Here is a 20,505-nt window from a genome sequence, read left to right as displayed (position 1 = left end):
TCCTCACTTCTTTTATTTATAAACCTACTTAATTAATTTCTTTAACAGTTTCTTACCATACGGAATCGTCAGCCACTCCCTTATGGTGAACAATCGTAATTCAATTGACATCGTCGCGAACACCAAAATTCCTACCAAAACAATCACGATAACCACTAAACTCAATCCAATTCGATTGAGATCTGGCAATAGGCTTAACAACCCCCAACGCATTAACGTAACACTAACAACCATCACTAGGCTTGCAACTGTCAGTTTACCAAAGAATTGCCATCCAAGATGCAATTTACCTTTTAAATAGGCGGGAATTCTTACTTGCATACATCCCAATATAACGGCTAAACTCAACACGGTAACCCAACTAGCACCGTCAATTCCATACTTCACGACTGCCGTTTGATTTAAGGCAAGTTTGACAACCAAGCCAATTGTAAAGGCAAAGATGGCAGGCCGAAAAATATTTAGGCTCTGCAAAACACTATTATAAGTCGCAATTAGTGAGGCCAAAATAACAGCCACAACGTAAATCTGAATAGCCATTGTGCCTTCAGTATTGCCGAACAAAATCTGATTGATTTGTGGCAATAACGTCACCATTCCTACAGTTGCCGCAGTAGAAATAGCTAAACAAATATGAAACATCGATTGAGCAGTCCGTTTAAAATCATATTGATTGCGGTTTTGCACCGCCTTGGTTAGCGATGGTAATAAGGTCGTTGAAAACGAGGTTGCAATGACTAAGCCAAGCTGAACAAGCGGTTGAGCTCGATCATACACCCCTTTTAACGACTTAGCTGCACCATTAGATAAACCTTGCGCGACCAATCCATTTTTTACAGAAAATGAATCAATCAGCTGTAATAAAATGATGATTGCCGCAAACAGGCAAATCGTGCCACCTTCCACGAAAAAACGTTTAGTCAATTTTCCATAACTTCCGGAAATAAGTGGCTGTCTTGACAAGCCTTGTATTGGCGCAAAAATTTTCACACGGAAAAGTCTTAAAAAGTATAGCGTACTAACAACTGCCGCAATCACGGCACCTGACATTGCCCAAGTGCCCATTTTGTAGACATCCCAATTTTGATGTGCCGCTGTATAGGCAACACCAATAATGACAGCTACCCGCACAACCTGTTCCATAATTTGCGAACGAGCAGTAGGTACCATCTGAAAAACACCTTGGTAGTATCCCCGACCAACCGCTAAAAAAGGCATAAAAACAAACATGAACGATACACATCTGATAATTGGCGTTAACCCGGAATCTCCCATTCCACGGGCAATCTCAGGTGCTCCAATTAACAAAAATACCACAAGGGCAAGGGAAATCAGACCTAAAATTAAAAAAGATTGGCGAGCCACTTTAACTTTCTGAGCTTCTGAATCTTGTTCTGCAATCAATTTTGAAATAAAAACTGGAAAACCGCTCAATGCAAAGGTGATTCCAATTCCGTAAATGGGATAAATTTGTTGATAGACATAAAAACCAGTATTGCCAACTAAGTTTTGCAGCGGAATTCGATAAATAGCGCTAAGAACCTTCGCCACTAATGACGCAATCGTTAGGATAAACGCTCCTTGCATAACAGTCTTCATTTTTTTATTTTGCACGGGAGTTCCCTCCTAAATTTACGCCACTTTTTTTATTAAAGCTTCTACAAACTGTTGTAATTGTTTTAACCAATCTTTTTCTTTCATTTCAGGCTGAATAACCAGTTTAATCTGCATCTTACCATTATCAATGTTTACCATAGCTCGTAATTGGGTGGCCGACAAAGCCTCAAAGATATCTGCCTGCTGAAGTTTTTGCGTAGCTCGCGCGGAAAGTGTCACAAATATATCGTCTTTTTGGCGCTGGATTTTTTCGATCAAGGCTTCATCAGCCAACATTTTAATCTGACCAACCGCCAATAAGTTGGTTACTTCAATTGGATATTCTCCAAACCGGTCAATCAAGTCCTCTTGAATTTCCACAAACTGATCTTGACTTTCAATTTGGCGAATGCGTTTATAAAGCTCAATTTTTTGTCGCTGATCTTCAATATAATCACTTGGCAAATAAGCCTCAATGCCAAGCTCAACCTCTGCGTCCGTCTTAACCTTCGCTGATTTACCCTGCTTTTTGGCGACCGCATCAGATAACATCTGCGTATATAAATCATAACCGACAGAATCAATAAATCCATGTTGTTGCTTGCCTAATAAATTACCGGCACCACGAATTGACAAATCTCGCATAGCAATCTTAAATCCTGAACCTAATTCCGTGAAATCCTTAATGGCCTCCAACCGTTTTTCACTAACCTCAGTCAAAACTTTATTGGGTTTGTAAGTGAAATAAGCATAGGCCACTCGACTACTGCGTCCAATTCGACCACGTAATTGATATAGCTGCGACAATCCCATGTGATCCGCATTTTCCACAAATAGCGTATTTACATTAGGGATATCGACACCAGTTTCAATAATTGTGGTGGTTACCAATACATCATATTCGCCCTGCACAAAATCATACAAAACGTCTTCCATTTGTTTTTCAGACATCTGGCCATGAATATAAGTCACACTTGCTTCAGGTACCAGCGCTTCAATCTGACTTACCGTTTCTTCGATATCTTCAACCCGATTATGCAAATAAAAGACTTGACCACCCCGTTGCATTTCGCGATGAATGCCATCCCGAATCGCACCGGCGTTTTCCTCCATAACATAGGTTTGAATGGGATACCGATTGGTTGGCGGTGTTTCGATCACAGAAAGATCACGTACTCCAATCATAGACATGTTCAAGGTCCGAGGAATCGGGGTTGCAGTCAACGTTAAAACATCCACGTCTGATTTCAGATGTTTAATTCGTTCCTTATGTTTCACACCAAATCGTTGCTCTTCATCAATAATTAGCAAGCCTAAATCCTGAAACTTCACATCTTTTGACAGTAATCGATGTGTGCCAACCACAATATCAACCGTACCATTTTTCAAACCTGTCAATGTTTCCTTGATTTGGCCTTTGGTTCGGAACCGAGAAAGCACACCAGCAGAAATTGGATAACCACTAAACCGGTTAATCATTGTTTCATAATGTTGCTGTGCCAAAATTGTTGTTGGCACTAAAAAAGCCACCTGTTTTCCTGATTCGATTGCTTTAAAAGCTGCACGTAGGGCTACTTCCGTCTTACCATAACCCACATCTCCTACTAACAACCGATCCATTGGTTTCGCGCGTTCCATATCACGTTTAATTTCTGTTACACTGCGCAATTGATCCGGTGTTTCTGTATAGGCAAAATCGTCTTCAAACTGATGTTGATAGTCATCGTCAGGTAAAAACGCATATCCAGTTTCTGCCTCTCGTTGCGCATAAAGTTCTACCAACTCATCCGCAATGTCTTCAATCTTTGCAGCAACTCGACGTTTAGTTTTCGCCCAGTCACTGCCACCTAATTTATTTAAGTGAGGGTTTTTGCCCTCAGACGCTACGTACTTTTGTACTAAGTTTAACTGGGTCACAGGAATAAAAAGTTTACCACTTCCCGAATACTGGATGGTAATGTAATCCTGATGCACCCCATCAACCAATAGCGTGGTCATCCCTGTATAGCGCCCAATTCCATGATTCACGTGAACAACATAATCTCCTGGTTTTAGTTCGGTGTAACTCTTTAGACGTTGCGCATTTTCCATTTTTTGCCGTTTAGGTCGTTTTTTGGGAATTTTTGCAAACAATTCATGCTCAGTTACAATCACCAAGCTGGCGTCTGGGAATTCAAAACCGCTTGCTAATTCACCTTGCATGATGGTCACGGTTTGGGCATGAATCGTCTTTCCATGAGCAACCACTGCGTCAATTTCAAAGTCTCTCAGTGTTTCGTTAACTTTGTCTAACCGATCCTTTTTTTGAATCAGAACAACAACGGTTTGCTGTTGTTTGTGCCATCGATCCATCTCCGTTTTTAGCACTGGCATTTGACCAAAGAATTCTTGCATGGCACGGGTACGAAGATCCGTTAATTTATCTAGTTTCAGACGACCAAGTCCCTTTTGAAATAGAGATAACAAAATTTGTGCTTGGTCATTTTCTTTAATTAACGTTCGAATCTCAAAACCAAACTTTTGTGTTGAAATTACTTCATGAGTTTTAAGTTTATCAGCAACCCACTCGGCTTCATCATCTTGCAAATCATTTTCGGCTTCTAGAATCCGTGAATAATCATCCATCACCAGTACACCAGAATTAGCCATATAATCTAACAACGTACTTTTCCTGTCATATAAATAATCCGTAAACACAATATCATCAGGCCGAACATCCCGTTGTTGCCAACGATCAAGAATATCAGTGGATTTTTCTGTCAATAATTGTAAATCATTATCACTTTTTAAATGTTTTTTTTCTTTTTCAACGGCCTTTTGAAAACCCTGGATCCCCCTTTGTAGCATGTCTCTAGTCACAATAAAGTCTGTGGCCGGTAAAATAAGACTTTCATCAATATTTTCTACACTGCGTTGATTCTCAGCATCAAAATATCTTAACGAGTCAACCTCAGTATCAAAAAAGTCAATTCGAACTGGGTATTCCGTGTCAAGCGGATAAATATCAACAATTGACCCCCGAACAGCAAAGTCTCCTGGGCGAGCCACCATTTCTTCGCGCACATAGCCCATATCAATTAATTGATCTTCCAATTGGGTAAGCTCAAATTCCGCCCCAACCTTCACGTCCACCACGGCCTGTTTCATCACTTCTTTTGGTGGTAAGAAACGGCGAATCCCGGATACGGAAGTCACATACACTCCTGGTTTATTACTCAAAAGTGCTTGTAAAAACTCAGTCCGTTGACCTCGATAAATTGGAGAACTTGTGGCAGCTGAAGCCGCAAGTGTCTCTTCAGCAGGAAAAAGATAGATCTGGGTGTCATCAAGAATATTTTGTAAATCATCACTAAGTTGTTGAGCATGATAAAGATTATCTGAAACTGTTAAAATAGGCGACTGCTTCTTTTTAAGCAACTCACTTAATAAAAGGGTTCTTGCAGATCCAACAAGGCCGGTAACCAATTGCCGTTTTTTCGGTTGAGCTTCTTTTAAAACTTGTTGAATCCCATCGCTTTGGGCAAAGAAATCCTGAATCTCCATTATGGATCTCCTTTCTGATTTTCTAATTATACTTATTCATCAAATCTGCAATTGTCATTCCGTGAACCCAGTCTTCAAGACCTTTGATAGCTTGGTCAACACTTTCATCAAACAAAGGTTGTTGTGTGGCCGTGAATTTACTCAATACGTAATTAACCACCGTTGTCTTTTGGGGATGATCTGTTCCAACTTTTAAGCGGTCAAAGTCTTGAGTCTTTAAATGGGCAATTAAACTTTTTATGCCGTTGTGTCCACCAGCAGCACCCTTTTGACGAAAACGAATTTTACCAACTGGTAAATCCATATCGTCATAAACCACGATCAAATCTTTAATGTCAATTTTGTAATAATCCATCAAAGGACGAACCGCCCGGCCAGATTCATTCATATAGGTGGAAGGTTTTACCAACAAAACCTTTTCACCATTAATCTGTGTGGTTGCCAAACTTGCTTCCATTTGGTGTTTAGAAAATGTTGTGTGATATAGACCTGCTAGTCGATCCACAACCATAAAACCAGTATTATGTCTTGTTTCGTCATACTGTGTACCAATATTCCCTAATCCAACGATCATTTTCATGTTTATCTAAGCTCTCCTAATTTCTTTCCAATTTGTGGCAAAAATACAAAATAGCCGAACAGAAATAATCCGTTCAGCACTCCGTTTGATTGATCAATCAATTGTAGCATATTCACTTATGGCTTGCAGTTTTGTAACCTCAAACACACTGAAAAAATAATTAGTGAAACCGACTAAATTTAATTTTGTGAAAAGTTTAATTAGTGAATGCGAAACCAATGGGTAACGTGTTATACTTGTAGCTGAAATCACAAATTGAAAGGATGTTATATTTTGTCTAATACACCAAATCATCAAAAAGTTGTTTTAGTCGGCGATGGCGCTGTAGGTTCAAGTTTTGCATTTGCAATGGCTCAACAAGGAATTGCTGAGGAATTTGTTGTTGTTGATGTCATCAAGGAACGTACTCAAGGAGACGCACTTGACCTTGAAGACGCAACTCCATTTACTTCACCAAAGAAGATCTATTCTGGTGAATATTCAGATTGCAAGGATGCTGACTTAGTTGTTATTACAGCCGGCGCTCCTCAAAAACCTGGTGAAACTCGTTTAGACCTCGTGAACAAGAACTTGAAGATCTTATCAACAATCGTTAAACCAGTTGTTGACTCAGGCTTCAACGGTATCTTCTTAGTTGCTGCTAACCCAGTTGACATTTTGACTTACGCAACATGGAAATTCTCAGGTTTCCCTAAGGAAAAGGTTATCGGTTCAGGAATTTCATTGGATACTGCTCGTTTACGTGTGGCACTTGGTAAGAAATTCAACGTTTCACCTGCTTCTGTTGATGCTTACATCTTGGGCGAACATGGTGATTCAGAATTTGCTGGTTATTCAGCAGCTACAATTGGTACAAAACCATTACTTGAAATTGCTAAAGAAGAAGGCGTTTCAGCTGATGATCTTGCTAAGATTGAAGATGACGTTCGTAACAAAGCTTACGAAATCATCAACAAGAAGGGCGCAACATTCTATGGTGTTGCAACTGCCTTGACTCGGATTTCTAAAGCAATCTTACGTGATGAAAATGCTGTTCTCCCTGTTGGTGCTTACATGGACGGCCAATATGACGGTTTAAAAGACATTTACATCGGTACACCAGCTGTTATCAATGGTTCAGGTTTGGTACGTGTCATCGAATCACCATTGAATGCTGACGAAAAACAAAAGATGGCTGCTTCTGCAAAAACTTTGAAACAAGTTTTAACAGACGGTTTAGCTAACTTAGAGAAGTAAAGGTAATAATTACTTCTGAGTAATTGAAAAACAACAATTCGCGAATTTCCATGATGTGAATTGTTGTTTTTTTTGTTTGCTTAGTTTTACCTATCATATAATTCTTATATTGAAGTTTCTTTCCTTTTGCAGTATCTTGAATTATACAATTAATACATGAACACAATTTAGGAGGAACAAAATGAGACACAAATCTAAAAGCAATTGGCGAGTACTTAGCATTTTCATCGTGCTTATCGCCGTTGTTTATGGGATCGGCAGTTATTACTTTGCTACCAACAATCGCTTTTTGCCTAACACTAAGGTGGCGGGAATAAATGTGGGTAATAAAACGGTGCAACAAGCATCCACTACCATCACAAATCAGCTGACCAATCGTAAATTCTCCATTACCCAAAATGGTAAAACTCTAACAAGCTTCAATACAAAACAAGTCGGTTTGAAGTTGAAATCAACCACGGCCTTAAAAACTACTTTAAACAAACAGTCAGTTTGGTCATGGCCACTTCATTTAGCGCATGTTGTGCAGGCCAGCTCAACCACTAAATTAACCACAACTCAGAATTCAAAACAATTCACAAAGTTGGTCAATCAAGAAGTCACTAAATTAAATAAGACTCGAACAGCGGGTAAGAACGGCACTTTGACCATTACAAATGGTCAAGTCAAATTAAGTAATGGAACGCAAGGAAACAAAATTTATGCCGCTAAACTAGCCTCCAAACTAAAAAAAGCTTTAGCCTCTGGTGCAACTACTCTCCCGATTACCAAAGCCGTTTATGCGTCAGTCACAACTGGTTCAGATGCTAAAATCGCAAAAAAAACGAATGCCATTATAAATGAAAAAGCAAACTATAATGTCGGTGGTTATAAATTTGCAATTCCAAAAAGTGAAATTGCAAAATGGCTCACTTACAAAAATGGTCAGCTCAGTTTAAACTCAACTTTAGTTAAAGCTTACGTTTCGAAAATTAATACCAAGTACCGGACCTATGGCAAAAAGAAGACATTCAAGAGTACATTACGTGGAACTGTTACGGTAAGTGGTGGATTTTATGGATGGAGCTTAAAAGTCGATGATGAAACGGCGGCCCTTACTGCAGAAATCCTAAAGGGGAAAGATTTTACACGGCAACCAATTGTTCAAGGAACGGGCTACAATACGAAGAAACAAGTTATTGGCAATACGTATGTTGAAGTCGATAAAAAGAACCAAAAGATGTTTATCTATGTCAACGGCAAATTAAAGCTTAAGACAAACGTCGTTACTGGCTTACCACCCAAACAAACAACAACAACCGGCGTTTGGTCCGTTTGGGCAAAGAAACGTAACGCAACTTTAAAGGGATCAGAATTAGATGGAACCAAATATGCTACTAAGGTTAGCTACTGGATGCCAATCGATGACACTGGGATTGGAATTCATGATGCTTCCTGGCAACCAACGTTTGGTGGTACTTGGTACAAGACGCACGGTTCAAATGGATGCATTAATACGCCACCATCTGTGATGCCAAAGGTTTACAAACTCGTAGCATTGGGAACACCAGTTATCGTTTTCTAGTTGCTTCTCAACCAAACATTAAAAGAGTGTGATAAAATAGTGAGAAGTCTCGTTATTCTATCGCACTCTTTTTGAAAACATGCTATCATTAAGCTTGTGAAGACTACTTATTCAGTTGGAGGGATGCTATATGCTCTTAAAATCACTTGTTAAACCAAAGGAACGTTTAACCACAGTGCGTGAAGACGCTACTTTGGAAGAAGCACTAAAAATTCTTGAGGATTCTGGCTTTCGTTGTGTACCTATTTTAGATGAAACTGGTCAGTTATTCCGCGGAAATATTTACAAAATGCATATTTATCGTCATAAGTCTCGGGGTGGCGATATGAGCCTTCCTGTGACAACTTTATTAAAAAATGCCACCAAGTTCATTTCAGTTAACGCAGCATTTTTTAATGTGTTCTTTTCAATTAAGGATTTGCCTTATATCACCGTTTTAGATGACAACAACCACTTCTATGGTATTTTGACCCACGCCCGTCTTTTGGACATGTTGTCACAATCTTGGAACGTGAACGTTGGTAGCTATGTCTTAACAGTCGTTTCAAGCGGCGAACGTGGCGACTTAGCTTCTATGGCCAAGATCATTACAAAATACACATCAATCGCTAGTGTGATGTCACTAGACGCTCAGGGTGGTGAGCTGGTTCATCGTACATTGTTCACTTTACCATCAGAGGTAGGCAAGAAAAAATTAGATCGAATTGTAGACAACTTGGAACGTAAAGAATTCCGCGTCCCTGAAATTGAAGATTTGCAATCATATGATCGAATTTAATTGAAAATTTAAAAACAAGCTGAGAAAAAGTAACTTTCATCTCAGCTTGTTTTTAGTTTGTGGATTTAAACAGTTAAACCATATAAAAATAACTGTTAATTTACTTTTCTTCAATACGTTGATTGAAATGCACCACTTTATCCAAGTAATACATAATTGGTGCAGTAATGGTCATGATAATTAATTCTGAAACAGCAGTTGTAAAGTATGTCCACCAGAATGGTAAATTCAGCGTTAACTTTAACTCTAATGCCACTAAACACATCGAAACAGTGAATAAAACCGTATTTAACGCCATCTTCTGCCACATTTTTGGCAGCCGGGGACTGACATAGCCTACCACCAGCAAAGCCAACAATGTTTGTCCCGTCCCAAAAATAACATTAGGGATCGAATTACCTGGCCCAAACGCATTAAACAACAATACGCCCGCCGTAATTCCCCAAATATATTTTTTATTAAAGACGACCAAGTGGTTCAGCCCTTCAGAAATCCGAAATTGAATAGCTCCTGAAGCTAAATTTAAAATACCAACTAATAATGATAAAACAATGTACAATGCGGCTACCATTGCATTAATAATCCAGGATTTCGTCCGATGATTGGTCATAAGAAATACCTCCTTAGTTTTTTTGTGTGGGATAATTGCGAACCACGAACCTTTTTATGATATCATAAAATCATCTGTAATTCAGGAGGCTCCTATGAAAAATTCACTAATGATTCGGCCATTTTGTGATTCCGATGCCGAAACACTCTACCAAATGGAAAATGAAATTTGGGATTCAAATAACACACCTGCAAACGTCTCCTATCCAGACGCTCAGGCTTACCTTGAAGACCATTCCAGTCAGGACACCATTGTCGCTGTCCTCAATGATCTACCAGTGGGTGCAATCGATTTTCACCCGGCTACCTCTAAGGCAGCTTCAAAATATACTTGGACTTTTGGAATTGGCATTTCCCCTCAACAGCAATCTGTGGGAATTGGCGGACAATTGTTGGAACATTTCAAACACTTTGCAAAAGAATCTGGCGTCCACAAAATTCATCTGCGCGCCTTAGGAACCAATCCCGGAGCCATTCAATTTTATAAAAAACACGGATTCAAAATTGAAGGAATTTTGAAAGATGAATTTTTCCTTAATGGTATTTTTGTTGCGGACTATCAGATGGCCTATTTTTTTGATTGAGTTTCCACATATTTTTTAAGAACAACAGCTTGATTATGGCGTTCATCTTTGGCACCAAAAAGAAAAATAACATCTTGTGTTTTTAATTTTGTCTGTACTTTTTCAATAAATTCTGCTGTAAACTCAGCTTTTTTTAGTTCTAAGCGATATTTTTCGGCAAACTCACTAAATTTTTCAGGATCATGCCCGAACCATTTTCTTAATTCGGTGCTTGGTCCTATTTCTTTTGCCCACCAATCTAACTTAGCGTTAACTTTTGAAATGCCTCGCGGCCATAAACGGTCCACTAAAATTCGATACCCAGATTCATCAACTGGTTTTGTATACACACGCTCTAATTTAATTTGCAATAGTTTCCCTCCAAAAAATCAAAATAAAAAGGCCAGTGACCAACTTGCTTGGCACTAACCCTTTTAGTCTGTCCTATGTGTAATAGATCAAACATCTTTATGTACGTTGAATATTTTCAGTTAAGCCAATACTTACCTTTAAGGCATTATCAACTTCGAGCATTTTTCCAGATTTCAATTCTCCCACACGATCTTTAAGTCGTTGCTTATCAATCGTTCGAATTTGTTCGAGCAAAATAACTGAATTACGTTCAACCCCTGTCTCTGCAGCTGTAATTCCAACGTGGGTTGGCATTTTTGGTTTTTGAATCTTCGCAGTAATTGCTGCGACAATCACAGTAGGACTGTAGTGATTACCAATATTGTTTTGGATAATTAAAACAGGGCGCATACCACCCTGTTCCGACCCAACTACAGGAGACAAGTCCGCATAAAAAATGTCGCCACGTTTAATATTGGCATCACTCATTGCGATTGTCACCTCTAATTATTAATTTCTTAGAAACTCGTTATAACACTCATCATCACAAGCCTGAAATTCATGGACAATTTGCTCGTTTAAACTAGCCATTGTCTCATACCCCTCAATCAAGGCTTGAACGCGGTCAAATTGATGATCAGCAAAATAAGTCTCTACAACATCCTCAGAAACTGTCTCTTGATTAACGCCAAATAAATCACAATACGCCTGTAACCGGCTTATCGTCGCTTTTCCGTCATTAGTTATAGCCTGGTTCTGTTGAATGTTTTCCATGATCAAAACTCCCGTCGTTATTCATGAATTAACATTACTATATCACGTTTCCGTGCTAAATGGTAATAAATTTATTAAGATTCATGATCATTTAAGTAGTTTCGTGGAATCCGTGAAGAAAATCTACAAGCAATTTCATAATTAATCGTTCCAGATTTTTCCGCAACATCCACCATCGAAATCTCCTTATCGCCACTTTTACCAATCAAAACCACTTCTGTTCCGATTTCATAGTGTTTTGGCAATCGAATCATCAATTGATCCATGCAAACTCGCCCTACTATTTCACAAAAATGACCATTTACTAAAACATGAAATCCTTGCAAACGGCGGGGATAGCCATCTGCATATCCAATTGGTACCGTCCCGATCCATTCATCTTCCCCCGCAGTATATGTGGCACCGTAACTAACTGAGCGTCCCTTTTTCAATAATTTCACAAAAACCAGCGCAGAAGTTAACGTCATTGCAGGCTGTAATTCATAGGGTTCTTTAAGCACGTGCCCTGAAGGATTCATGCCATACAACGCAATTCCAAATCGAATCATATTACCCTCACAAGCTTTATGCCACAAACTAGTAGCCGAATTCGCAACATGAACATAGCGCGGTTTTTTGGTCAAAATAGCCATAAACGCTTTAAAACGTGCAACCTGTGTATTGAAATAGTGATCGTCCAGTTCATCTGCAGTCGCGAAGTGAGTAAAAATACCTTCAAACAAAAAACAATCACTATGAATTTTTAAGTAGGCAACCGCCGCTTTTAGTTCAACAGGTTCTTGAAACCCAATTCGTCCCATACCAGTATCTAATGCAAAATGGACACGAACCACCGAATCACCGCACAACACTTTGTTTGCTTCCTCTAGCCACTGCTGACTACCAACGGCAACGGAGATTTTTTGATCAGCCAAAATTTGTGCATATTTTGGTTCCACAATACCTAATACCAAAATTGGTTGGTTAAAACCAGCTTCCCGCAGCTCCAATGCCTCATCTAAAATTGCCACGCAAAAACCAGTTGCCCCCGCTTCAGAGGCAAAACGCGCCACATGAGTTAATCCGTGACCATAACCATTAGCCTTAATCACCGCAAATAACTCATTTCCAGGTTGCAAGCGTCCCAATTCTTGTTTAATATTTTGTCGGATTGCTTGTGCATCCACTTTGATAACCGTTGGTCGATGAGTTCCTGTGTTCATAAGACAATTTATCCTCTTTCTTCTAAAATCACTTGTGTCATTACATAATGTTCAGTATGTGAAATGGAAATATGCGCAATTCCTGTAAATGGTTGTTTCGTCACAGTTGGTTTACCGGAAGGATTATCCAAAATTTCAACATCTTGAAACCCAACTTCAGCACCCAATCCTGTCCCATAAGCCTTGCTATATGCTTCTTTTGCTGAGAAACGACCTGCCAAAAATTCACTAGCTCGTTTTCCCGTATATTTTTGATATAGTTTCTGTTCCTTATCTGTTAAAACCCGTTCCGCAAATTTGGGAAGGTTTGATTGCACTTTGAAAACCCGGTCAATATCAGTTAAATCGATCCCCGTTCCGTAAATCATAGGCTCATCTCCACATTTAAGTTACCTTTATTTTAACAGATCCCTATTTTATAAATACGCCTTAATCAACAAATCTCACGAAGCATACTTCAATAAGTATCACATCCACCTTTTAAGTGTAAAACGTGGCGTTGAATAAGTAAAACTCATCTTTCTCAAAGTAAGGTGAGCAATATTCACTTAGAGATCAAAAAAATAACCCTGCAGAAAATCTACATTTGCAGAAATTCAGAAGAGTTATTTTGATCACGCAAATCACCTTCAAGAAGAACTAACTAGTTATGTTCTCTGATTGTAAATTTACTATTGGATGAAGAATGACGGTTTCCGCTGTTATTGCTGCTACCACTGTTTTTCTTGTAGTTGCCATGGCTACGATCAGATGACTTACCATGATTGTTATCACGGTTGCCACGGTAGCTGCTACTACTGTTGCTACGACGTTTGTTGTTACCACGATAACCGCCACCTCGATGACCATTACCATGATAATTTCCGCCTTTACCGCCCTTATGTTTAGGCAAAGGACGTTCTGGTGTAATACGGACCTTAACTTGGCTAGAATCAGCCTTAGTTTTACTGCTTAATAAGGCAGCAACCAATTGTTCTGGCGTGTATTTTTCCAATAATTCTTTTGTTTGATCACTAAATTGGTCTTCGTGAGTCTTAGAAACAAGATCCTCAATTTCCTTTTCAGCAATTGCAACTCTGCCTTGGAAGGCTTCGTCGTTTGTTGGTGGTTTAAGTGGTAACATCCGTTTCTTAGTTAATTTCTCAACTTCACGGAGGTAATCCATTTCCCAAGGTGTCACAAACGTAACTGAAACACCATGTGCTCCGGCACGGCCTGTACGGCCAATTCGATGAACATAACTATCTGGATCTTGAGGAATATCATAGTTATAAACATGAGTAACTCCAGAAATATCCAATCCACGAGCCGCAACATCTGTTGCAACTAAAATGTCAATTTCACCATTTCGAAATTTTTGTAAAATACTAGAACGACGTTGCTGGGTTAAATCACCATGAATTCCAGCAGCATTGTATCCGCGCATTTCTAATCCACGAGATACTTCATCCACACGACGCTTTGTTCGTCCAAATACCAGTGCCAAAGCAGGATTTTGAACATCTAAAACACGGGTTAACATATCAAATTTTTCGAATTCTTTTGACTTGATATAATACTGATCAACCAAGTCAGCCGTTAATTCTTTTGATTTAACGATAACTTGTTCTGGATCAGTCATAAACTTCACACCAATTTTTCTCATTGCTGGAGGCATTGTAGCAGAGAATAACAATGTCTGACGGCTGTCAGGTGTTTCAGAAATAATAGATTCAATATCAGGCAAAAATCCCATGTCCAACATGTCATCTGCTTCATCAAGCACTAAGGTTTGGACATTTTCTAATTTAATTGTATGACGACGAATATGATCTAATAAACGTCCTGGTGTTCCCACAATAATTTGGGGATGGTTCTTTAAGTTCTTAATTTGCCGGCGAATATCTGCTCCACCGTAAACGACTTGCACTTTAACGTGCTTTGCTCTTCCTAAACGATACAATTCTTCTTGCGTTTGAATGGCAAGTTCTCGTGTAGGTGAGACTACTAATGCTTGCACGTTGGGATTATCAACATCAACGTGTTCCAGGATTGGCAAACCAAAAGCTGCCGTTTTCCCTGTTCCTGTTTGTGCTTGGCCAATGATATCCTTGCCAGCTAAAACGTGGGGAATTGTTTGTTCCTGGATCGGGGTTGGCGTTTCATAACCACTTTCTTGAATGGTCTTTTGCAACGCATCCGATAAATCGAAATCTGTAAACTTCAAATAATTTTCCTCCTAGTGAAATCGTGCTTCTTTCAGAATCCAAAAGAAAATCCGTCCTTTTATCCTGCAATTCTGAGAAGTCACAGCTATAAACATAACCTTAACATCATACACCCGCACATACAAATAAGCAAACCGCACCAATATGGCCGATTTGCTCAATAATGTCTTGCTATGCGTTTTGTAGACCTGATAAAACTTTTTCCAAATGGATGCCATGACTACCCTTAATCACAATTTCATCCTGGTTAGTTAATTTTTCTTTCAGATCTTCAACTAATTGATTTTCTTGCTCCACCGTATACCAATGAATGTGATCATCAGCATATTTTGCTTTTAGAGCTTGTTCTAAGGCTTTCATATGAGTACCAACTAAATAAACATCTTGAATTAGTTTTGGATCTAAATAATTGGCCAAGCTAGCATGCATCAAATCAGATTGCTCACCGAGTTCCAACATATCACCTAAAACAGCAAATCGACTACCTTTGATCTCTGTTTGACTAAAAGAAGCTAAAACTTCTTTGGCAGCAGTGGGATTTGAATTATAAACGTCACTCAAGATCAACTCACCAGCACTCCCCCGAACCCATTCAGTTCGATTATGTGTAAGTTGAAAATTTTTTAGCGCATCCCCAACCTTTGCCGGATCGATATGATAGGCCTTAGCCACTGCAATAGCGGCTAAAGCATTCATAACATTATATTTTCCAATCATTGGAATTTCATAAGTTTGATCCGGTACTAAATTGATTTCAAAACTTGTATGATCACGAGCACTTTGCACATTGCTAGCAAACAAATCATCAGCGGCACTACTACCAAACGTGTATTGTTGTTGCTCAACTTGTTTACTTCGTTCTCTTAGGAGAGGTTCATCACCATTATAAATAAATAGACCGTCTTCTTTTAACCCATGGGTAATTTCCAATTTTGCATCCGCAATTTTATCACGGGTACCAAAGAACTCAATATGAGCTTCTCCAATCATGGTGATTACCACTGTGTCTGGCTGGGCCATTTTACTTAAAAAATCAAGTTGACCAGGACGATCCATTCCCATTTCAACCACTACAACCTCTGTGTTAGCATTCATATTCAATAAAGTGATTGGTACCCCAATTTCATTATTGAAATTAGCTTCTGTTTTTACAACATTATATTCAGTTTCCAGTAAAGCAGCCGTCATATCTTTAGTGGTTGTTTTCCCGTTACTACCTGTAATTGCCACCACTTTTGGATTAATTTTGCCAAGATAGTAAACTGCTAATTTTTGCAAAGTTTCAAGTGGATCGTCCACTACCAAGACTGGATACCCAGTTGGTACATTTTCATGGTCTTTTGCCCATAGCGTGGCTACAGCACCATTTTTCATAGCATTTTCAACGAATTCATGGCCATCACGCTGACCTTTTAATGGAATAAATAACGAATTTGGTTGCACCTTACGGCTATCAAACTCAACGTTTGCAATTGTAATTTCCTGCCAATTTTCAGGTACTTCTTCAATTCCAACCGCATTGGCAATTTCTGTCAACTGCATTTTCATTTTATCCATTCTCCTAATCTCGAATTTAGAACCCTTAAATTATACCACACTAACTATTTATCTTCGTTTTACAAAATAAAAAGAACTGAACCAGTCAGTTCTCACATTGTTATTAATTAATAAAACTGATCATCTTCAAAAGCGCGCGAATTTGTAATAACTAAATGCCAATGACTGCTCACCATGTTATACCGTAAAACAGCTACTTGCTGCGCCTTATTATAAAGTGACGTTCGGCTACGATAAATTGGTGACTGCCCATTTTCTTGAGCAATCAAAATTGGAATTCGGTACTGCTTTTCTTGTTCGAATGCTTGATCAAAAGCAAAAATGATTCCACTACTTAGAATAGGTGTTAACTGTCGCAACATAGTCTGTGGGATCTCGGGAAACCCATCGTAACGCCGAAACATTCTTCGCTCATTAAAAGCCTGCTTTGTATGCCGAATAAGTGCACCATTCAAAACTGGATAAAAATTTTTCAATTGGCGGTAGTAGACTTTCAAATGTTTACTTCCCAAAGAAAGAAAAACAAAATCGTTTTGCAGTTTATAAGAAAATGGCGTCGTATAATGGGTATGCATATGGCCTAAATATAGCAATTCTGCAATTTCTTCCGGAAGAAGTTCATCCAGTCCCTCATCACGCGAATAATCTAGCCAACTCGTATGAATGGCCTTTGGATTAGTTAAATATTTTCGAATGTTAAAAGTCCCACTCACTGTATTTAACTGCGTATGGGGATCAATACTTAAATTATCATTAATCGGTGTATTCAACACCAAAATATGCGTCGGTATTCGGGGAATACCACGTAGGAAATCTTCGACACTTAGTCCTCTTGAGTAAATCAAGTTTGCAATGGGCTCCAAGTGGATATATACGAAATCATCCCGCATAATCTTAATAGCTCACTTTCAATGAATTATCTGTTCAACTTATTATTGTACGCCAAATTTTGCTAAATAACTTACATATTTTGAAGTCTTGCAATTCGGTCTTCAATTGGCGGATGGGTATCAAACAAATGAGATAACCCACCTTTTTTCTTTAACGGATCTGAAATATAAAGCGCCGCGCTTGTCGGATCTGCTGCCTGCATAGGTTTGCTATCCGAAATTTTCTCTAAAGCTGTGATCAAACCCTGGGGATTTCGTGTGAGTTCTACACTTGATGCATCGGCCAAATACTCTCGATTTCGCGACAATGCCATTTGTGCAATTGAAGCAGCAAGGGGTCCCAAAATAATGAGCACTACAGATAATATCAACAATATTATTTGTATGTTACTACCCTCAGAATCGTTGTTATTTCGGCGACGACCGCCACCCCACCAAAACGAATTCATGCCAATGTTAACCAACATTGAAATAGCTGCCGACAGCGCAAGGGCGATCGTTTGCAGTCTAATATCATAATTACGAACATGCGAAATTTCATGGCCTAAAACGCCTTCCATTTCCTCACGATTCAGTCGCTCCATGATACCACTCGTGACGGCAACGGCTGCGTGCTTTGGATCGTTTCCCGTCGCAAATGCATTTGGACTTGGATCATCAATAATGAACACTTTGGGCATTGGGACTTTCCCAACTAACGCCATATCTTCAACAATATGCCAAAGCTCAGGTTGCTGTGCTTCTGTAACTTCATGCGCGTGATTCATTCGCATCACTACTGAGGTTGACTGTGAAATCATCATGATCATATAAATTCCAGCAACAACAGCCGCCATGATAATGCCTGAAATGGCACTATCATAGAAGAAGTATCCAAGCGCACCACCAATAAGAAGCACGAGCAAGCTGAAGCCTATCATGACGTAAATAGTCCGTCGTTTATTACGTGCAATTTGTTGGAATAGCACTGTTTATCAACTCCTTCTCTGCTTACTGATTTTTATAAATCTTCGTACTTTTTAAAAGAAACATCAGGTGTTTTAGTTTCTTCTTCTGGAACTTGTAGATAAGTTGCTTCTTTAAAACTTGTCATCGAAGCAACCAAATTACTTGGAAATGTTTGTAATTTCATGTTGTAACTGGCCACACTTGAATTATATAGCTGACGAGAATAAGCAATTTTATTTTCAGTGTTTGTTAGCTCTTCCATAAGTTTTGTAAACTCAGCACTTGCCTTTAAATCAGGATAACTCTCAGATAAAGCAAACACACTTTTTAATTGAGAACTTAATTGATCCGATAAAGCCATTGTCTGTGCACGATCCGTTGCACTAGCCTGGGGGTTGTCAGTAACAGACACCAATTGGTTTCGCAACTCAACAACTTTGGATAAGGTACTTTTTTCATACGAAGCATACCCCTGAACCGTAGAAACTAAATTTGGAATTAGATCGTTTCGACGCTTCAATTGAACATTAATTTGGCTCCATGATTCCTGTGTATAAGTTCTGGCCTTAACCAAATTGTTATATAATATAATAAACAATCCGATTAGAATGACGACGATTACTGCAATTATTATTCCTACTGTCATACTAATTCTCCTCTTCGTTTTAATACCTTGATAATACCAGACGGCGGGTTGTTTATAAAGCGTTAGGCAATGAATTCAAAAATAATTAAGATTAGGTGGTATTTATGCAAAAAATTTTATTTGTTTGTCTAGGAAATATTTGTCGCTCTCCCATGGCCGAAGCGATTTTTCGCCAAAAAATAATTCAAGCTGGATTGACGCACCAATTTAGTGTGGATTCCGCCGGTACCAGTGACTGGGAAGAGGGTAACCCACCGCATCCCCAAACAATTGCAACTTTACAAAATCATGGGGTATCTACCAAACAATTAATTTCTCGTCCTGTCACAAAGACTGACTTTAAAAACTTTGATCTGATTATCGGAATGGATCATAAAAATATGCAGGATTTGCAAAAATTAAAACCCGTAAACTCACGAGGAAAACTCAGACTTTTTATGTCAGTTTCATCTAAAAATCCGGCAAGTGATGTTCCAGATCCTTGGTACACGCATAAATTTGAAGCCGCCTACCAACAAATCGCCGCTGGTATTGACAATTGGCTTGACTACTTAACCAACTGCGATAGTGAAAAATAAGTCACATTAGATTTCTCTTCATTTTAAATCTAAAAACGGCCGGGAAAGTTTTCCCAGTCGTTTTTAAGATGATATATTCTAATCGCTCAAGTATGTGAATAAGGGTTACTTAGTCACATGACCTGCCTATTTATTATTAAAATTTTTCGAAAAACTCTTTTGAATACTCTTTGGTGCTTTCTTGTATGCAACTGAACTCTCGTATTTTCCGCGAATCATGAGACGCTTGGCACCAGTTGCATCACAAGTAATCAACGTAATTATTTTTTTGTTTGGCACATCATTAATCACATCCACACGCGTCGCTGCAATAAATTGCCTTTTCGTTGCTTTATACGTGTATATTCTTTTTAGATCAGTGATGTAAATCTTCATTCCGGGTCTCATCTTCCAATACAAAGGACTAAATAAAATGTCTTTTCGCACCATGTGATGCCCAGCCAAAACATAATTACCTTTACCCATTTTCATATTAGGCTTCAAAGTTGCTGCCGCCAATGCCAAATTTTCATTGGTGACCCCCTCTGCAATTGGTAAATTCAACTTAATTTTTGGAATACTAATTTCCCCAACCACATTCAACTTAGCAGAATTAGCGCGTGCCTTCGCAACCGTTTGAAAATCAAGTGACTTAACACTCTTGAAATTGTAACTAGCTTTTTTATTTTTATTCTTTTTAATCGTTTGCTGCGTAATTTGTGGTTTATAAGAATCAACTAACCAATCTTTGATCTGTTCATTGAAAATTAACGCCAAACTTATAAGCAACAAAATTAAAATTAAAATTGTGGTTAGCCATTTTCTAATCCTGGTTCCCTTTTTTTTCAAGTTCTTCTCCCTGTAACCTAAATAGTGGTATTCTAATAAATATAGTTTTTATTAA

Annotated in this window: 20 protein-coding genes and 1 riboswitch; of the genes, 5 read left to right on the top strand and 15 right to left on the bottom strand. The window is 38.7% G+C overall.

Going from position 1 to position 20,505, the window contains the following annotated elements; genetic code table 11:
- Nucleotides 1-24: 24 nt before the first annotated feature.
- From PPA04_RS03965 to pth, 3 genes are read right to left on the bottom strand one after another with little or no spacing between them, the layout of a single operon-like run.
- Nucleotides 25-1,614, bottom strand: a complete 1,590-nt coding sequence (locus PPA04_RS03965) for a polysaccharide biosynthesis protein (RefSeq protein WP_373295133.1) — start codon at nucleotides 1,612-1,614, stop codon at nucleotides 25-27.
- An 18-nt stretch (nucleotides 1,615-1,632) separates the two neighbouring features.
- Nucleotides 1,633-5,139, bottom strand: a complete 3,507-nt coding sequence (mfd, locus tag PPA04_RS03960; RefSeq protein ID WP_057783559.1) for a transcription-repair coupling factor — start codon at nucleotides 5,137-5,139, stop codon at nucleotides 1,633-1,635.
- A 22-nt stretch (nucleotides 5,140-5,161) separates the two neighbouring features.
- A complete protein-coding gene (gene pth / locus PPA04_RS03955; RefSeq protein WP_057783561.1) occupies nucleotides 5,162-5,719 on the bottom strand; it encodes an aminoacyl-tRNA hydrolase in 558 nt (185 codons plus the stop codon).
- Between the two features lie 273 nt (nucleotides 5,720-5,992).
- On the opposite strand from pth, the gene PPA04_RS03950 reads away from it, so the two are divergent.
- The 3 genes from PPA04_RS03950 to cbpA all read left to right on the top strand — a co-directional run bounded on the left by PPA04_RS03950 (nucleotide 5,993) and on the right by cbpA (nucleotide 9,297).
- A complete protein-coding gene (locus tag PPA04_RS03950) occupies nucleotides 5,993-6,955 on the top strand; it encodes an L-lactate dehydrogenase (protein ID WP_057783563.1) in 963 nt (320 codons plus the stop codon).
- 181 nt (nucleotides 6,956-7,136) lie between these two features.
- Complete coding sequence (locus PPA04_RS03945; RefSeq protein ID WP_057783565.1) at nucleotides 7,137-8,519, top strand: L,D-transpeptidase family protein; 1,383 nt, start codon at nucleotides 7,137-7,139, stop codon at nucleotides 8,517-8,519.
- Between the two features lie 130 nt (nucleotides 8,520-8,649).
- Complete coding sequence (gene cbpA / locus PPA04_RS03940) at nucleotides 8,650-9,297, top strand: cyclic di-AMP binding protein CbpA (RefSeq protein ID WP_057783566.1); 648 nt, start codon at nucleotides 8,650-8,652, stop codon at nucleotides 9,295-9,297.
- 100 nt (nucleotides 9,298-9,397) lie between these two features.
- Here the strand turns inward: cbpA and PPA04_RS03935 are convergent, their stop codons facing one another.
- Nucleotides 9,398-9,907, bottom strand: coding sequence for a QueT transporter family protein (locus PPA04_RS03935; protein ID WP_057783568.1), 510 nt, complete (start codon nucleotides 9,905-9,907; stop codon nucleotides 9,398-9,400).
- Between the two features lie 7 nt (nucleotides 9,908-9,914).
- A riboswitch (PreQ1 riboswitch) is annotated at nucleotides 9,915-9,959 on the bottom strand.
- Between the two features lie 42 nt (nucleotides 9,960-10,001).
- Between PPA04_RS03935 and PPA04_RS03930 the strand changes: the two genes are divergently transcribed.
- On the top strand, nucleotides 10,002-10,490 hold the full coding sequence (locus tag PPA04_RS03930) for a GNAT family N-acetyltransferase (protein ID WP_068806892.1): 489 nt from the start codon (nucleotides 10,002-10,004) through the stop codon (nucleotides 10,488-10,490).
- Here the strand turns inward: PPA04_RS03930 and PPA04_RS03925 are convergent.
- From PPA04_RS03925 to PPA04_RS03880, 10 genes are all read right to left on the bottom strand, one after another.
- Nucleotides 10,475-10,840, bottom strand: a complete 366-nt coding sequence (locus PPA04_RS03925) for a DUF488 domain-containing protein (RefSeq protein WP_057783570.1) — start codon at nucleotides 10,838-10,840, stop codon at nucleotides 10,475-10,477. The genes PPA04_RS03930 and PPA04_RS03925 overlap by 16 nt on opposite strands.
- Nucleotides 10,841-10,937: 97 nt before the next feature.
- On the bottom strand, nucleotides 10,938-11,309 hold the full coding sequence (locus PPA04_RS03920) for a type II toxin-antitoxin system PemK/MazF family toxin (protein ID WP_057783572.1): 372 nt from the start codon (nucleotides 11,307-11,309) through the stop codon (nucleotides 10,938-10,940).
- A 21-nt stretch (nucleotides 11,310-11,330) separates the two neighbouring features.
- Nucleotides 11,331-11,594: a hypothetical protein gene (locus PPA04_RS03915; protein WP_057783574.1), complete on the bottom strand. Its 264-nt coding sequence runs from the start codon at nucleotides 11,592-11,594 to the stop codon at nucleotides 11,331-11,333.
- A 74-nt stretch (nucleotides 11,595-11,668) separates the two neighbouring features.
- Complete coding sequence (alr, locus tag PPA04_RS03910) at nucleotides 11,669-12,796, bottom strand: alanine racemase (protein WP_057783576.1); 1,128 nt, start codon at nucleotides 12,794-12,796, stop codon at nucleotides 11,669-11,671.
- Nucleotides 12,797-12,804: 8 nt separating this feature from the next.
- Nucleotides 12,805-13,164 (bottom strand): holo-ACP synthase, encoded by a 360-nt coding sequence (acpS, locus tag PPA04_RS03905; protein WP_057783578.1) that lies wholly within the window; start codon nucleotides 13,162-13,164, stop codon nucleotides 12,805-12,807.
- A gap of 275 nt (nucleotides 13,165-13,439) precedes the next feature.
- Nucleotides 13,440-15,002, bottom strand: coding sequence for a degradosome RNA helicase CshA (gene cshA, locus PPA04_RS03900; RefSeq protein WP_057783580.1), 1,563 nt, complete (start codon nucleotides 15,000-15,002; stop codon nucleotides 13,440-13,442).
- Nucleotides 15,003-15,174: 172 nt separating this feature from the next.
- Nucleotides 15,175-16,551: a UDP-N-acetylmuramoyl-tripeptide--D-alanyl-D-alanine ligase gene (locus PPA04_RS03895; protein ID WP_057783582.1), complete on the bottom strand. Its 1,377-nt coding sequence runs from the start codon at nucleotides 16,549-16,551 to the stop codon at nucleotides 15,175-15,177.
- Between the two features lie 116 nt (nucleotides 16,552-16,667).
- Nucleotides 16,668-17,405 (bottom strand): hypothetical protein, encoded by a 738-nt coding sequence (locus tag PPA04_RS03890; protein WP_229923070.1) that lies wholly within the window; start codon nucleotides 17,403-17,405, stop codon nucleotides 16,668-16,670.
- A 116-nt stretch (nucleotides 17,406-17,521) separates the two neighbouring features.
- Nucleotides 17,522-18,418 (bottom strand): zinc metalloprotease HtpX, encoded by an 897-nt coding sequence (htpX, locus tag PPA04_RS03885; RefSeq protein WP_057783586.1) that lies wholly within the window; start codon nucleotides 18,416-18,418, stop codon nucleotides 17,522-17,524.
- 32 nt (nucleotides 18,419-18,450) lie between these two features.
- Nucleotides 18,451-19,044 (bottom strand): LemA family protein, encoded by a 594-nt coding sequence (locus tag PPA04_RS03880; protein WP_057783588.1) that lies wholly within the window; start codon nucleotides 19,042-19,044, stop codon nucleotides 18,451-18,453.
- A 104-nt stretch (nucleotides 19,045-19,148) separates the two neighbouring features.
- Between PPA04_RS03880 and PPA04_RS03875 the strand changes: the two genes are divergently transcribed.
- A complete protein-coding gene (locus PPA04_RS03875) occupies nucleotides 19,149-19,622 on the top strand; it encodes a low molecular weight protein-tyrosine-phosphatase (protein ID WP_057783589.1) in 474 nt (157 codons plus the stop codon).
- Between the two features lie 126 nt (nucleotides 19,623-19,748).
- Here the strand turns inward: PPA04_RS03875 and PPA04_RS03870 are convergent, their stop codons facing one another.
- Nucleotides 19,749-20,450 (bottom strand): class A sortase, encoded by a 702-nt coding sequence (locus PPA04_RS03870; RefSeq protein ID WP_057783591.1) that lies wholly within the window; start codon nucleotides 20,448-20,450, stop codon nucleotides 19,749-19,751.
- Nucleotides 20,451-20,505: the final 55 nt, after the last annotated feature.

Source organism: Pediococcus parvulus (assembly GCF_007990205.1).
GTDB lineage: Bacteria > Bacillota > Bacilli > Lactobacillales > Lactobacillaceae > Pediococcus > Pediococcus parvulus.
The sequence above is the reverse complement of the archived record's forward strand: the minus strand, read 5'-3'. Positions and strand labels throughout refer to the sequence as shown.